Raw genomic sequence first — 15,312 nt, forward strand, 5'->3', positions numbered from 1 at the left:
AGGTTATATTTACAAATCTATAGACTTAACAAGATCTTCGAATTCTTTGAAATTCAACGATTGCGCTCCATCCGACAGTGCATTGTCTGGATCTGGATGAACTTCTATCATCAAACCATCTGCACCGCAAGCTAACGCAGCCTTTGACATAGGCTCTATTAAAAATCTAATTCCTGTCGAATGACTTGGATCTACAACAACTGGAAAACCGGTTTCCTTGTGTATAATTGGTACAGCTGCCAAATCCAATGTATTTCTTGTGTAGTCATTATAAGTCCTTATACCTCTTTCACACATTATTACTTTATTATTTCCTTCATTTGCAATGTACTCAGATGCACCTATCCATTCTCTTATTGTCGAAGACATACCTCTTTTGAGCATTACTGGCTTGTCCTGCTTCCCAACTTCTCTAAGCAGTGTAAAGTTTTGCATATTTCTAGAACCTATTTGAATTATATCTGCTACATCGTATAAAGAATCTAAGTCTCTTACATCCATAAGTTCAGTAATGACTGGTATCTTTATCTCATTTTTCACTGATTTAAGTATTTCTAAGCCTACTTTACCTAAACCTTGAAAAGATTCTGGATAAGTTCTAGGTTTATATGCTCCACCTCTAAGTACATTACATCCTGTTTTTTTGACAAATTTCGCAGTTTCAACAAGCTGGTCGTAACTTTCGATAGCACATGGACCAGCTATTAGCAATTTATCTTTATTTAAATCAATGACATTATCAAATGATCTAATAATTATATTCTGTTTGTCATTTAATATATTTTCCTTCATCAACTATAACTCCTTTACTCCTTCTATATCCTCACGAGGTAGAAGTTTTAAATAATGTCTAAGATTTTCCCCCTCCAAAATTATATCTTCATCTAAATCCAACAAAGGTATTAAAACAAAAGCCCTCTGTTTTATTCTTGGATGCGGCAATATAAGTTCCTCATCATCTGATACAAAATCGTTGTAAAATAGTATATCCACATCTATTGTTCTTGGTCCCCATCTAATGATTCTTTTTCTGTGTAGCTTTTGCTCTATTTCTTTGCAAATTTTAAGCAAGTCGTATTTATCTATATCTGTTACAACCTCAACACACATATTTAAAAAATCGTCTTGTTCAGTATATCCCCACGCTTTGGTTTCGTAAACGTTAGACTGCTTTATTATATTTATTCCCTCGTATTCATCTAAGAAATCAACAGCATTTCTTAAGTTTAAAAGTCTATCACCCATATTTGTCCCTAGGCCCAAATAAACTTTATTCATATCTGCATCTCCTTATCTCAACACCGAAGTAATCGTATATACCGTTAACTGGTGCTTCAGGTTTTTTAACTCTCACCATTACTTCTTTGATCAATTCAAATTTAAATAAGATTTCTATGGAAATATTTTCTGCCAACGCTTCAATAAGATTGTATCTTCTCTCCTCAACTATGTATTTTACTACACTGTACACATCTGCATAGCTAACAGACTTATCCATATCATCATATATACCAGCTTCATGAGTATCTAAATATAGTTCAATATCTAAAAAAAACTTTTGTCCTAAAGTATTTTCCTCGGGTAATACCCCGTGAAATCCATAAAAGCCTAAATTATTAAGTAAAATTTTATCCATAGTTCTCCACCTTATCTTATAATTGCATCCGCCATCTTAGCCGCTCTAGAGTTTTCTAGAACATCATGTACTCTAACTATGTCTACACCGTCTTTTATACCCAAAACTGTAGTAGCTACAGTACCTTCCATTCTATCTTTAGGATCTGTATTTAGTACATTTGCAATTACTCTTTTCCTAGAGGTACCTAAAAGTATTGGATATCCAAGATCCTTTAACTCAATCATTCTCTTTAAAATTTCTATATTTTGCTCAAATGTTTTTCCAAAGCCTATTCCCGGGTCTAGTACTATTTTTTCCTTTTTTACTCCAGCATTTAATGCAATTTCTATACTTTTATTAAAAAATGACTTAATAGATGTCATTATATCACCTTTGTACTCAGTACCGTCTTGGTTGTGCATAATGCAAACTTCTGCGTCGTACTTAGCTATTACTTCAGCCATAAGATCATCTTTTTGTAATCCCCATATATCATTGATCATATCTGCCCCTAATTTTAAAGCAGCTTCTGCCACATCAGGTTTGTATGTATCTACAGAAACAGGTACAGAGGTTTCAGTTTTTAATCTTTTAATCACAGGGGTAATTCTCTCTATTTCTTCTTGTGAACTTATGACTGTGTGACCTGGTCTAGTAGATTCGCCACCTAAGTCTATAATATCTGCACCTTGTTCTACCATTTCTTTAGCGTAATTTATAGCTCTATCTACATTATCAAAATCTCCACCATCTGAAAAACTATCTGGCGTTACATTTAAAATTCCCATGATATAAGTTTTTTTACCGTATTTAAACAAAAAATCCACCCCTAACTAGCTTTTCATTGTCAGTAAACTCATAGCCTCAGATCTTACTGCTAAATCCTTCTCAAACACACCTCTAACTGCTGATGTAATAGTTTTTGATCCTGGTTTTCTAACGCCTCTCATAGTCATACACATATGTTCAGCCTCTATTACAACTAAAACTCCATAAGGTTTTAATTCAGTCATTATTAAATCAGCAACTTCTTTAGTTATTCTTTCCTGTAATTGAGGTCTTTTTGCAAGAGTCTCAACTACTCTAGCTATTTTAGATAAACCAGTAAGTCTACCAGCTTTTGGTATGTATCCAATATGAGCTTTTCCAAAAAATGGAACCAGATGGTGCTCACAATATGAATAAAAAGGAATGTCTTTAACTATAACAAGCTCCTCATGATCTTCATCGTGAAATACAACTTTTAAATGTTCACTAGCATCTTCATTTAACCCCGAAAAAATTTCTTCATACATTCTAACAACTCTATCGGGTGTATCGACTAATCCTTCTCTAGTAGGATCTTCTCCAATAGCTTCTAATATATCTCTTACAGCATTTCTTATTTTATCCTTATTTTCTTGGTTCATAATATCACCTCATTAATTAGTAAATTAACTTTATACGTTTTTTAATATCTACATCCCTAAATATATATATATAAATTTTATATAGGTCTATATAATCCTTAGTTCTGTACGCATTTTCAAACAATATATAAAGCTCTTTATTTTCTTTATGTAAAGCTTTAAGCAATTTTTTTTCTTTCGGCAACCATATGTCGTTTATACTAAAGTACCCAATTATTATATCTTTTAAAAATAAATTCGTCAAAAATTGATACTCTGTTTCATTATATTTTTGTTTATCTGCGAGTTTCAAAAGATTTGTATATAATTCCTGTTTTATATATTCCTTTTCTCCTGCTTCTAACTTTTTAGGACCTTTAGCAAATGATACCTTACATGATTTAATTAGATCTTTTGATATGTTCGTCCTGTCATACTCAACTGTTGCGTCTACCATCTCACCAATAAAAAAAATCTCTCTTTTTTCTATCATCTCATCGCAATATTTTTTAGAAAAATAATTAATATCAAAATTTAACCCATCAATTACTTTTATTACTCTAACTTGTTTATCAGCACTATCGCAAATAACAAATAAGTCTATGTCATTCACACTTTGTCCATCTTTTTTCAAATCTTTAGCTTTACTTGACCCAACCAAAAAATAGCGTAAACTCCGCTATTTTGTTTAATTTTATTTACTTCATCTATATAAATAGAATATATATTATCCCTCATAGTATCACCCCAAAATAAAAAACTCTAAACTTTTCAAGTCTACTTTATAAGTTCCGATACTGTAGTAAATCTGTATCCATCTTTTTTCATCTTAGGTATTATTATTTTCAATGCCTCTACAGTATTAGGTGTTCCATAATCATGGAGTAATATTATATCTCCATTTTTTACATTTTTGTATATATTATCAGCTATATCTTCTGCTGATGGATTTTTCCAGTCTTTAGCGTCAAATCCTGTCCAGAGTACAATTTTATATCCATTTTTTTCAGCTATCTCCAAAAGGTTGTTTTTCCTGTAGCTTCCAAATGGAGGCCTAAATAGTTTAGTCTTCTTTCCAGTTACAGATTTTATTGCCTCTTCACACTTTAAAATCTCTTCTTCTAATTGTTCACTGCTAAGAGTACTTATATCGTGATGATTAAAAGTGTGGTTTCCTATTTCATGACCTTCTTTGCTAGCTCTTATAAGTGGCTTTTTGTACCACTCAGCATGTTTACCTGCTATGAAAAAAGTTCCTTTTATATCGTTTTCTTTTAACACATCAAGTACTTGATCTGTCTCTTTAGGGTGAGGTCCATCATCAAAAGTAAGTGCCACAACCTTTTTCTCCCTCGAACCATGATCAATAACGATATTATCTGCTTGTGTCATTTTTACGGTTTCTTTAGCTCCATTTTTGTCACATGCGTAAAGACTCATTGAAAGTAAAATACCTAAAACTATTATAACACTTGACTTGAATGATTTTTTTAATGGCTTAATTGAAATTTTAAATTTTTTCATTATAACTAAAGTCCCTTCAAATATTTTGCTATTTATAGAAGTTTTGGCCATAGTACATATTATAACTTCCACCAAATTCTACTCCAACTCCTATATATTTATAATCCCCCAAAATATTTTTTCTATGTCCTTCAGAATTCATCCATGCTTCATGTGCGTATATTGAATTAAATTGACCGGCTGCGATATTTTCTCCTGCTAAAGTAAATATAATACCTTCAGCTTTCATCCTATCTCCTGGTCCTTTGCCTTTTTTATTGATATGATCAAAAAATTTATTGACCTTCATATCCTTACAGTGATTTCTAGAACTTATAGTAGCTTTTTGACTGTAATCAAGGCTTTTTAAGTTTCTTTGTTGCCTAACGCTATTTACCATATCAATTATCTCAAGTTCATAAGATTTTCTAAGCTCTTCACTCTCTTTTGGAAAAAGTGCTATATTATCTTCGATCTGTTTGGTTACAACTTCATATGATGTTATTCTATTTCCCTCATATATATCGTAAAAAACTGTAACATACTTATCTCCAATTTCAACAATATCATACTGCTCCTTAGAATTAATAGCATAATTAGTATTTCCCTTTTTAATTCGTTTTAGAGGTGTGTAAACTTCCCTGATTAGGTTTTTATTTCCGTTTATCTTTATATTTTTTAACTCTTTTGAGTCTATACTATTACTGTACAGTGCAACAATTTTTTCATTTTCAACGCCGACCATACAAAGTTTAGCTTCTAACTGATTGTATACATACCAATTGAAACTGTACTCGGTTTTATCAACCCTTGCAGGATCGCCAATCGCATTGATTAAAGTTTTTTCACTATCTCCAATTTGTAAGTTATAAAAATTATCGATACTTGTACCTGTCTGCTGATTAACATGTTCATCTTGAACTACACTTTGCTCTTGTTTTGTTTTATCCCCAGTATCTAAATTTATTAATTGATTTACTATATCTTGGTCATAAAAGATAAATATAGCAATCACCAAGATTACAGTTATTAATTTTTTCAATATAACACTCCTCCATTAAATACTGCTGTACTAGTCTACAATCTCAAAGAAAAAATTTCATCTAAACTTTTATCAAATATAGATGGCTTATCAAATTTCCATGTTCCATCGTAAACAAGCTCATCATTTAAATAGAAAATCCCCTTGCCATGTTTTTTACCTTGGAAAAACTCTCCTTCATATCTTTTCCCATTTCCCCAATTATACACTCCTACACCGTCAATTAGGCTATTTTTCCATTCTCCACTGTAAATTATCTCATCAAATTCATCATAACAAACGCCATAACCATCCATTTTTCCGTCCTTAAAGTCTCCCGCATAAATGTAGTTATCGGTCCAAATGTATATCCCGAATCCATTTTTTTTGCCATCTTTCCAATTTCCAATATATACATCGTTGCTCTTGTACATAATTTGACCAATACCATTCATAGTATCTTCTTCAAATGATCCTGTATACACATTTCCATTTTCAAATTTAAATTCTCCACACCCACACTTTTCACCTTCTTTAAATTGTCCAGAATAGGTAATAAAGTTTTCTTCACCATCTACATGGAAAAATTCATAAAACCCCTTTCCATTCATATTTCTGCCTTCAACTTCTCCTATATAAACGTCGCCATTTGAAAACTTATAAATTTTATGTTTCACTTTCTTTGCGAAATTTTCCTCTTCAAGTTCCTTTTTACCTTCAAGCTCATATATCTCTTCATTAGTAGCGTAAAGTTCCTTTTTATACGAATGCTTCTTCATACTCTCAACGCTTTTTACCAATTTATTTACATCATTTATATACTTAAGATACTCTCTGTAAGCATCCATATGTTCACTAGATAATTTCATAAACTACTCCCCCAATGTCACTTAAACTAAATCATAGTTTTATTATATATCAACGCTAAGGAATTTCCTATATATATTGCAAAACTTATATATTCTGCAGTTTATTGTATTAAAAAAATTATTTTATTTTGGAGTTAAAATAATCTCTCATATCTTATAAGATTCAGTTAAAAATTTAAATTTCAGAAAATAAAATAAAAAAGGAATTGTACTAAGATAATTTTTAATTACCTTAGTACAATTCCTTTAAAAATATAATATATTTTTACTTGATTATCGAACTTACGCAAACCTCGATATAGCAAAAGTATCGATGGTTTTCGCTTATCCTAAAGATCTTTTGCTTTAAATCCTCTACCTTTAACTTCTGTCACATCATTTACAGATATAAAAGCTTTTTTATCGTATTTAAGTGCGATTCTCTTAATCTTTGGAATTTCACAAGAAGAAACTACTGTATAAATTATTTTTTTATTTTCATGAGTGTAAGCACCTTCTGCTTTTAAGAAAGTGACGCCTCTTACTAGGGTCCTCATTATTTCATCAGCTATGATATCATTTTCATTAGATATAACCATAACTGATTTTTGATAATTAAGTGCATCTTTTATAAATGACATTGTGTACGCATTTAAAAATAAACCTATTAATGTGTACAGTGCTAAATCTAGACCAAATAAAAAGCTTCCTACTAGTACAATAACTGCATTTATTGCAAAACCTGTATCCTTCATCTCTATATTTCTTTTTATCTTCAAGATTGCCGCGATAATATCTGTACCGCCTTGAGATGATCTTGTACGAAGAACCATTCCAACACCTAGACCTGATAGTACTCCTCCATACACACTTTGAAGTAAAATATCATTTATAGGTATATACTGACTTATATCCTGAGTTAAACCTAGAAGCACTGAAAATAGCACCATGTTTATCATACTTGTTATGCAAAACTCTTTTTCAAGATATATAAAACCTAAAATAAAAATTGGTATATTGATTAAAAATGTTAACAATCCTACATTTATATTTGTCATGTAGTTTATTGATGTAGAAATACCTGTAGCTCCTCCACTCAGCAAGTGCGCTGGTCTTAAAAAACCATTTATACCTAATGCTGAAACCACCATTCCCAAAATCATAAAACTAAATCTTAACCATTGACGCTCATGTAGGACGTCTCTCACTTCACTCATTGTATTCTCCCTTCAGGATTTAAATCCTCAAACACTTATTATTTCTAATAGTTAATTATAAATTAATAAAATAATCTAACCTCTATATTACATGTATATTATATTCTCTTTATTTTATATGTCTAGACTCTATTTTTCGCTATTTGACAAATAACTTATACTATTGAATAGGAGATCTTACTTCTGCCAAAATCTGACCATTTTTTTATATAACTTGCAAAAGTAAGCATTTATTTATATTAATAGGTTTTGCCTATGAACTTTTAATATACATGCTATTAGATGCCAACTTATATATTTTTTTAGGTTTTTAATCTTCATAAATGCAATTTTTATTTCATTATTTTTCATAAAATGATTTTTACATATTGATGCCTTCATTTACTTCACTAAATTTTTTTTGACTTTTTTTATAATATTATCCAAGTTTACAGCTATTTACATCATTTTATGGAAAAATTCTAATTTTCTTTAAGTATTTCTTTTATTTTCGAATTATTGTACATACTATCTGGAACCTCGCTTTTTAGACTATAAAATGTCTTTTTAGCATTCTTTAAATCCCCATTTTTATAGTACATCATACCAAGTTCATAATATGAATCATCATAGTATGTATCATTCTTTGAATAAGTATTTATATATTTTTTGTAATACTTTATAGCTTCATCATCGTTCTTTATCTTGGAATTAAGTACTGCAAGTTGGTACATAGACTCTGAAATATACTTTTTTCTATTTCCATTATCTACAATCTTCTGGTAGTAATTTATAGCACCTTTATAGTCTTCAACTTTTTTAAGTTTTAAAGCATTCTCAAATAAATCATTTTCATCCTTGTTTGATAGTTTTTTACTTATGCTTTTATCAGTTTCTTTCTCTGTTACCTTTTTTGCTTCTTTATCTCTGCTATCCTTATTTACTTTATCCTCTAGCATACTTAGTTTAGCTTCTTTCTTATCTAATTTATTGTTGAGATCATGAATTTTACTGTTGTTATTATAAACAAAAACTATGGCTAGCAAGGCTACAATTGAGATTCCGATAGCAAACTTTGGAGAGTTCCATGTTTTGTTACCACTCTTTTTATCACTTTTATACTTCGACAGTGCCTTTATTTTTTGATCTTCTTCATTCTCTATATCTAAATTTCTTTTTTGAATTACTTCATTATCTCTATCAACATATTTAAGTTTGTCCAACACTAAATTGCTTTTTTCATAATTATCTACCTTATTAAACATAAGCGAAAGCATTACATAAGGATTTAAAAACTCCGGTTCCTCCTCGATTAGGTTCTCTAATATCTCTATAGCTTCATAGTTAAGCCCTTCATTTATAAATCTAGTCGAGTGATTGTACCTCTCTAGAAATATCTCAAATTCATCTGATATGAATATATCTATATATTTTTTAGAAATACTTAAATCTTTATACGCTGAACTTATATAAAAACTATTAAATGACTGTGAAAAATCGCATTTTAATAATTTTATAATACCTCTTAAATTTAATATATCTACATCTCTGTTGTAAATTTTATACGCCTTATCAATAAGTTTTTCTGCTCCAGTTATGTAATTTACAGATGCCAGACTTAAAGCATTATTGTAAAGTTCATATGATTTTAATATTTTTTCATCACTTATTTTTCTAATATCATCACTTGCTGTAAATTCTAAAGAATCTAAAGTTTCTTTTTTTATATTTTCTGTTATCATACTTTCAAGTAAAATCCTTGAAATTTTATCTTCCTCTTCATTTTTAACTTTAAAAAATGTTAGATCTTCGTTCACTTCAATTAAACTTATATCTAATTCTTTGGGCATCATATTTTTTATATCTGCAATAATATCTATACCTAAAATTTCAATCACTTCCTTTCAAATTTTCCAAAATAAATCTTCGACTTTTAAACTAACAAACCTTTTTCTAAAACATATCCTAGATACCGACACTTTATAGGGTATTAAACACTTTTTTGATAAGCGAGTAAGCTTTTTCAGTGTAAGGTGGGTATTTGTACTTTATATCCATCATAGAGCTTGATTTCATTATACTCTTCTTATGTGAAAATGAATCGAAGCTCTTTTTACCATGGTATGATCCTATACCACTTCTTCCGATTCCTCCGAACGGCAAATTGTAGTTAGTAATGTGCATTATAGTGTCGTTTACACATCCACCCCCGAAAGAAATAGTTTCTATAACTTTATTTACAAACTCTTTATCTTTTGAAAATACATATAAGGCCAAGGGATTTTTATTTGCTGACACAATATTTTCTATGTCATTAAAATTACCATATTCTATGATAGGTATCAATGGTCCAAATATTTCTTCTTGCATAATTTCATCATTTAATATTACATTATCTAAAATTGTAGGTTCTATTTTAAGTACATCTTCTTTGTAATTTCCACCATAAACAACCTTGGTTTTATCAACTAATCCTATAAGTCTACTGAAATGTTTTTCGTTGATAATACTTACGTAATCATCACAAATTAATGTATTTTTTGTATAGAACTTTTCTATATAAAAGATCATCTCCTCTATAAGATTTTGCTTAACTTCGTTATTCACCAATATGTAGTCAGGAGCTATACAAGTTTGCCCTGCATTAATAAGTTTTCCCCAAACAATCTTCTTAGCACTTAATTTTATATCCGCGGATTTGTCTACTATACATGGGCTCTTACCTCCAAGTTCTAATGTAAAAGGCGTTAGATTGTCGGATGCTTTCCTAGCTACTTTCTTCCCTATACTAGGGCTCCCTGTAAAAAATATATAGTCGAATTCGCTATTTAGTAGATATTCATTTACATCGATTCCACCCTCGACTACATCGATATATCCTCTTTCAAATGATTTTTCTAGTATAACTTTTAGAACTTCAGAAGTGTTTTGAGACATCTCTGAAGGCTTTACTATACTGCAATTTCCTGCAGCTATACTTCCAATGAGAGGCGATAATGTCAGTTGAAAAGGATAGTTCCATGGAGATATTATTAGACAATTTCCATAAGGTTGATTATAAATATAACCCCTTGATCCAAAATTAATTATAGGTGTTTTTACTTTTACAGGTCTTCTCCATCTTTTAACGTTTTTAATTGCATAATTTATTTCTGAAATAATAATTCCAACCTCAGTTTCATAAGCTTCAAATTTGCTCTTGTTTAAGTCTTTTTTTAGTGCTTCTAATATTATATCCTCATACTCAATAATTGCCTTTTTAAGTGTATTTAATTGCCTTAAAATGAACTTTTCTTTTCTAGTTATACCAGAGCTATAGTACTTTCTCTGATTATCAAGTATATTATCTATGTAATTGACTCTATCCATTTTACACCTCTTTATCACTAAATTTACTATATAATAAATTACTTATACTAATAGTATAATCAACTTTGAATCTCTTTAAAGTATATTTCAATAATTTTTAATTATTTTTCATTATTTGTTCATAAAAAAAGAAGTTATCCAAACTCAGCTGGACAACTTCTTAATAATTTTAAATACTAATTATTCAAATTGTATTTTTTACTTTTCTATAAAGCGTAGCAATACCTATATTTAAAACATCTGCTATCTGTTTCATAGCCTCAGTATTGCTTCCGTATTTCTTAATGGCTTTTTCTATAACTTCTTTTTCCACATCAGACATGGTTTTTATTTCTTGATCGTACATCTCATCTAATTTAAACGAAATCAGATCAGACATACTCATTATAAACTCTGTAAGATATTTGTCCTTTGATAGTATATTATGCTTTTGTTCTTCGCTAAAAGCAGCAACACCCAAAATTCCTAGTATATGATCTTCTAGTTTAACAGGTGTACAGATATCTGCAAGCTCTTTGCAACTCTCTCTGTTTGAGCAATTATTACATTTTTCATCCAGCTCTTTGACAATAACATATGACTCACCAGTCTGCAATACCATAGAGTAGGCTGACTTCTCAGTGATAGTCTCACCTATCTTATCTTTGAATATTCCTGTTCCTGCTATTCTTGTTAAATCATTAGTAACGAGTGTTACATCTACGTCGAGTACATTAGAAATATTCTCACAAATACTCTGAATATAATTTGTTATGTTATTCAAATTCAAAGTAATCCCTCCTAATGTGTCAAAATTTATATCTATTGTTCTTCAGCTGGTGGTTCAGGTGTACCTCCGCCAGATCCTCCAGATTCGGAACCTGATCCACCAGATCCGTCAGATCCAGATCCTCCTGAACCCGACCCACCTGAACTTCCGCCTGATCCTGATCCACCTGAACTTGATCCTCCGCCAGATGGTGGATTTGGCATATTTGATCCACCTGCGTCGTTTGTATTATCGTTAGCTTCTTCAGGAGCTTTTGCTGTCCCTACTAAAATAACTCCTTCTTTTTTAGGATAGTATGAAGATGCTACTTTTTCTTTCTTTATAACTTTTCCATCTTTATCCTTAAATATTCTATATGTAGAAACAGAGTAGGCATTTCTTCCATTTTTGTCTATTTTCTCTTTACCAGCAGGCATGCTTGGATCGCTAACTCTCTTGTATCCAGTAGATGAAACTCCATCTACACTAGTTGTTATTTCAACGTCTTTTTTATCTGCTTTATTTCCGTATATTACTGTGTAAATAGTATTACCATCAACATGACTCTTTATGAAAACTGGATGATCAAAATTATTTTTGAATAGAAAATCTATTCCACTATCTGCAACTGTTGCATCTCTTCCCTTAATAACATAGCCTGATGGAATTGTATGATTTTTTACATGTACTATATCAAGTCCTGATAAAAGCACTGAGTTGTAAAGTGTCGAAGATACCTGGCAAACTCCGCCGCCGTAATCAAGCTGCATTTCTCCGTTTTCTATAACAGGAGCACTCTTGTATCCATTTGATTTAATTCTTTTTCCTGTCGTATTATTGAACGAAAACTCTTCATCTGGCTTTATCACTATATTGTTTAAACTCTTAGATGCTATAGCTATATTGTAACTTCTATTTACTTGACCAGTAGAGAAAGTCGTAGAGTATGAAGCTAAAGTTGTATCAATTTCTTTTAAATCTTCTTTTTTAACCTTAGCCTGCTCTTCATTTACTGCTAACTTATCTTTAAACTTTTCTTTTCCTACTTGAGCTTTAAGAGTTTTTATACTTTTATCAACGTCTAGTTTTCTACCATTTTTTTCTGGAACTACTGTTATTTGTTCATTTTTCACATTTATAGTTGCATTCTCTACTTCTCTATTTATTTCTTTAGAAATGGTGTTCATCTCGTTTTTAAGTTTAGTTTCATCATAACTAATTACTGCTAACACAGTATTCTTGCTTCCAAAACAATATGATATAGTATTTTTTAAATTCGTAAAGTAGCCGTCTTTTCTATTTGAATTAAAAGCATTCTCAACTGTTTTATTTAAATCATAATCTATATCTATTTGACTAGGTGCAATGACCCACTCTTTTCCATCGTATTTTAATTTAATATCTTGGAACTTATAACTTTTTTGAATTTCTTGTTTAGCTTGTTCTTTAGTTAATCCACCTATATCTACATTCCCTATAGAAGTGTTTTTAACAATCTTATCACCACTTATTTTCAGCGACATAATGACTAAAAATGCAATTAATATAACCCCTATGACAGCTGCCGTTATAGCTGCTATTTTTTTCTTACCTTCTAACATTACATAATATCTCCTTACCCCAATTTATTTTGCATATCTATATTTAATGCTCATATTATCTAATAATCCAAATTGCTGCCTTAATACTTACTAAGCTTTCCATTAGAAATAGAGTATACCTGCTTAGTATAAATATTAATTGCATAAATCTCTTTCTTTTTAAAGAATCCCTGGTTAGCTACAGCAAGATAGTAAATGTTTTCTTTATCTCCTAATATTCCTTCAATCTTTTTATCATTGTCAATATAACTATTAGCTTTATTTTGGTCTACTATTTCAACTTTTTTGTATTCGTTTTTCTTTTCATCTAATCTATTTTTTAACAGTATAATTGCATCGCCCTCATTAATGCTGAATTTAAAGTTTCCATTTTCATCAATCATAAAATACCCTTTTCCATAAGGAATATTGTAGTCCTTTTTACCGTATTTATATGAATAAAGATTTTTAGTCTGGGCGCTAATTAATGCTTCATTGATCAGCTCATCCCCCTCATATACTTCCACATAGTAATATTTATTATCGTTAATCATTTGAGGAAGAGAAGTTATAGATAGCTTGTTCTTCTCAGTATTACTCTCTTTTGAAACGATATTTAAAATATCCTCATTAGTTAGCGTATACAATGATAAATTCTTTTGGTACTCTTTCTCTAAAGTTTGAACATCAGTATCATCAGAATAATACGTCTTTAGATATTCAATATATTCAAGAGCCCCTTCATAGTCTCCAGAAATATTTGTTTCTTTTGCTTTTTTAATGTAGTAATCGTACATCTCATCAATACATTCTTCCTTTGCTTTTTGAGCTAAGTCATAAGTTTTTTTATCTTCCTTTAAGACCTTCTCGTACTCTTCAATAGCTTCAACATAGTTGTATGTCTTTTGATTTTCCACTCCATTTTTGTACACTTCTCTGGACTCATGAAAAGTCTCTATATTTTTTTTGTATTTATCAATTTCTTTACCCACATTTTTCAAAATTGAAACAGAATTGATATACGATATCGCCATATCATAATCGATTTTTTCTTTTTCGTATACGTCGCTAACTCTTTTTGCCTGGTCTATTATATCATCAAGTTTTATTTCAACTTTATCTAATGAGTTTATTGTATTTACTAGATTTATAAACTGTTCTTTCGATACCTGCCCCTGTATATATTTATCTCCGCTAGTTATAAGCAATTTGTTTATCTTCTTTGAAACAACCTTATTAAATCTATTCATCTTAGATTTAGAGAACTTTTTCTCTAAATTGTCATAATAATCTAGTGCAATTGAATACTGTCTATTTTCAATATTATTAACTAAAGTAGCCGCTTCATTTCTCACACCTGGATTATTATTAAGTAGTAGCACGATGAGTAAAGCTATCAATCCCAATATAGATAAAGAAATTCTAACTATCGATTTACTGTGGGTCTCAATAAAATCCATAGCTTTTTCAAATAACTCTTTCAAGTTCATTATTTAACCTCTCCGCTTACAAATATTTATTTTTGACTCAATTTCATCCCTAATTTTATTATAGCATAATATTGGAAAAAAAAATAAAAACACAATTACTTTTGTGTTTTTACTTTATACTTATAATGTCACACCACACTAAAGTGTATACATAGATTATGATATTTTTCTTCTTGCCTCTCTCGCTGTACTTCTTTGAGGTGACGCCACTGGTCTACTTCTTCTAACAACCTTCTTGTGTTTTGCAAATATTCTTCTAGAGTTACATAGAACTGTTCCTATAGTTAAAAATATTGTAAATACGCAAGCAGCCATGAAATAGTAATCTAGGCCTACATGTACCCCCATTATTGAGTTAATTAATATGAGAGCGAAAGTCACGGAAAAACATATTAATGCTGACTTAACAAATATTTTTGATATTTTTTTCAACCTAATCCCCCCATGCTTTTCATAATTCTGACATTTATCGTTATACCTAACTATACCAAAAATGTTGTAAAATAGCAATTCCTATTGCAAAATATCTAAAAAAAAATCAATATTTCTTA

General features: G+C 30.2%; 16 protein-coding genes. All 16 read right to left on the reverse strand.

Annotation, left to right across the window (positions count from 1 at the left end; all coding sequences use genetic code 11):
• Nucleotides 1-9: 9 nt before the first annotated feature.
• Nucleotides 10-792: a 3-deoxy-7-phosphoheptulonate synthase gene (gene aroF, locus T473_RS0102890; protein ID WP_051365854.1), complete on the reverse strand. Its 783-nt coding sequence runs from the start codon at nucleotides 790-792 to the stop codon at nucleotides 10-12.
• A 3-nt stretch (nucleotides 793-795) separates the two neighbouring features.
• Entirely contained in the window at nucleotides 796-1,278 is a 483-nt protein-coding gene (folK, locus tag T473_RS0102895; RefSeq protein ID WP_024620550.1) for a 2-amino-4-hydroxy-6-hydroxymethyldihydropteridine diphosphokinase, read from the reverse strand.
• The gene (gene folB / locus T473_RS0102900) at nucleotides 1,271-1,636 is read right to left on the reverse strand and encodes a dihydroneopterin aldolase (RefSeq protein ID WP_024620551.1); all 366 of its coding nucleotides are present in this window, start codon (nucleotides 1,634-1,636) and stop codon (nucleotides 1,271-1,273) included. The genes folK and folB overlap by 8 nt, the downstream gene beginning before the upstream one ends.
• 11 nt (nucleotides 1,637-1,647) lie before the next feature.
• Nucleotides 1,648-2,436 carry a dihydropteroate synthase gene (gene folP, locus T473_RS0102905; RefSeq protein ID WP_024620552.1) on the reverse strand — a complete coding sequence of 263 codons (789 nt, stop codon included), beginning with the start codon at nucleotides 2,434-2,436 and terminating at the stop codon, nucleotides 1,648-1,650.
• Nucleotides 2,437-2,451: 15 nt separating this feature from the next.
• Complete coding sequence (gene folE / locus T473_RS0102910; protein WP_024620553.1) at nucleotides 2,452-3,027, reverse strand: GTP cyclohydrolase I FolE; 576 nt, start codon at nucleotides 3,025-3,027, stop codon at nucleotides 2,452-2,454.
• A gap of 16 nt (nucleotides 3,028-3,043) precedes the next feature.
• The gene (locus T473_RS16045; protein ID WP_051365855.1) at nucleotides 3,044-3,667 is read right to left on the reverse strand and encodes a hypothetical protein; all 624 of its coding nucleotides are present in this window, start codon (nucleotides 3,665-3,667) and stop codon (nucleotides 3,044-3,046) included.
• Nucleotides 3,668-3,783: 116 nt separating this feature from the next.
• On the reverse strand, nucleotides 3,784-4,602 hold the full coding sequence (locus T473_RS0102920) for a polysaccharide deacetylase family protein (RefSeq protein ID WP_242825843.1): 819 nt from the start codon (nucleotides 4,600-4,602) through the stop codon (nucleotides 3,784-3,786).
• The gene (locus tag T473_RS0102925) at nucleotides 4,559-5,551 is read right to left on the reverse strand and encodes a CAP domain-containing protein (protein WP_024620555.1); all 993 of its coding nucleotides are present in this window, start codon (nucleotides 5,549-5,551) and stop codon (nucleotides 4,559-4,561) included. Before T473_RS0102925 ends, T473_RS0102920 begins: the two co-directional genes overlap by 44 nt.
• Nucleotides 5,552-5,586: 35 nt before the next feature.
• A complete protein-coding gene (locus T473_RS0102930) occupies nucleotides 5,587-6,399 on the reverse strand; it encodes an MORN repeat-containing protein (protein ID WP_024620556.1) in 813 nt (270 codons plus the stop codon).
• A 329-nt stretch (nucleotides 6,400-6,728) separates the two neighbouring features.
• Nucleotides 6,729-7,595, reverse strand: a complete 867-nt coding sequence (locus T473_RS0102935) for a YitT family protein (protein ID WP_024620557.1) — start codon at nucleotides 7,593-7,595, stop codon at nucleotides 6,729-6,731.
• A gap of 461 nt (nucleotides 7,596-8,056) precedes the next feature.
• Nucleotides 8,057-9,472, reverse strand: coding sequence for a tetratricopeptide repeat protein (locus T473_RS0102940; protein WP_024620558.1), 1,416 nt, complete (start codon nucleotides 9,470-9,472; stop codon nucleotides 8,057-8,059).
• Between the two features lie 82 nt (nucleotides 9,473-9,554).
• A complete protein-coding gene (locus tag T473_RS0102945; protein WP_024620559.1) occupies nucleotides 9,555-10,943 on the reverse strand; it encodes an aldehyde dehydrogenase in 1,389 nt (462 codons plus the stop codon).
• Between the two features lie 184 nt (nucleotides 10,944-11,127).
• Nucleotides 11,128-11,712: a helix-turn-helix domain-containing protein gene (locus tag T473_RS0102950; protein ID WP_024620560.1), complete on the reverse strand. Its 585-nt coding sequence runs from the start codon at nucleotides 11,710-11,712 to the stop codon at nucleotides 11,128-11,130.
• A 32-nt stretch (nucleotides 11,713-11,744) separates the two neighbouring features.
• The gene (locus tag T473_RS0102960; RefSeq protein ID WP_024620561.1) at nucleotides 11,745-13,292 is read right to left on the reverse strand and encodes a VanW family protein; all 1,548 of its coding nucleotides are present in this window, start codon (nucleotides 13,290-13,292) and stop codon (nucleotides 11,745-11,747) included.
• 80 nt (nucleotides 13,293-13,372) lie between these two features.
• The gene (locus tag T473_RS0102965) at nucleotides 13,373-14,761 is read right to left on the reverse strand and encodes a hypothetical protein (protein ID WP_024620562.1); all 1,389 of its coding nucleotides are present in this window, start codon (nucleotides 14,759-14,761) and stop codon (nucleotides 13,373-13,375) included.
• A 156-nt stretch (nucleotides 14,762-14,917) separates the two neighbouring features.
• On the reverse strand, nucleotides 14,918-15,193 hold the full coding sequence (locus T473_RS0102970) for a hypothetical protein (protein WP_024620563.1): 276 nt from the start codon (nucleotides 15,191-15,193) through the stop codon (nucleotides 14,918-14,920).
• Nucleotides 15,194-15,312: the final 119 nt, after the last annotated feature.

Origin of the sequence: Clostridioides mangenotii TR (assembly GCF_000498755.1) — a bacterium.
Classification (GTDB): Bacteria; Bacillota; Clostridia; order Peptostreptococcales; family Peptostreptococcaceae; genus Metaclostridioides; species Metaclostridioides mangenotii_A.

Bases quoted from the DNA above. Each gene is read 5' to 3' on its own strand.
- T473_RS0102930 (WP_024620556.1), bottom strand. From the start codon at position 6,399: ATGAAATTATCTAGTGAACATATGGATGCTTACAGAGAGTATCTTAAG.
- folE (WP_024620553.1), bottom strand. From the start codon at position 3,027: ATGAACCAAGAAAATAAGGATAAAATAAGAAATGCTGTAAGAGATATA.
- T473_RS0102935 (WP_024620557.1), bottom strand. From the start codon at position 7,595: ATGAGTGAAGTGAGAGACGTCCTACATGAGCGTCAATGGTTAAGATTT.
- folK (WP_024620550.1), bottom strand. From the start codon at position 1,278: ATGAATAAAGTTTATTTGGGCCTAGGGACAAATATGGGTGATAGACTT.
- T473_RS0102945 (WP_024620559.1), bottom strand. From the start codon at position 10,943: ATGGATAGAGTCAATTACATAGATAATATACTTGATAATCAGAGAAAG.
- T473_RS0102960 (WP_024620561.1), bottom strand. From the start codon at position 13,292: ATGTTAGAAGGTAAGAAAAAAATAGCAGCTATAACGGCAGCTGTCATA.
- T473_RS0102965 (WP_024620562.1), bottom strand. From the start codon at position 14,761: ATGAACTTGAAAGAGTTATTTGAAAAAGCTATGGATTTTATTGAGACC.
- aroF (WP_051365854.1), bottom strand. From the start codon at position 792: ATGAAGGAAAATATATTAAATGACAAACAGAATATAATTATTAGATCA.
- folB (WP_024620551.1), bottom strand. From the start codon at position 1,636: ATGGATAAAATTTTACTTAATAATTTAGGCTTTTATGGATTTCACGGG.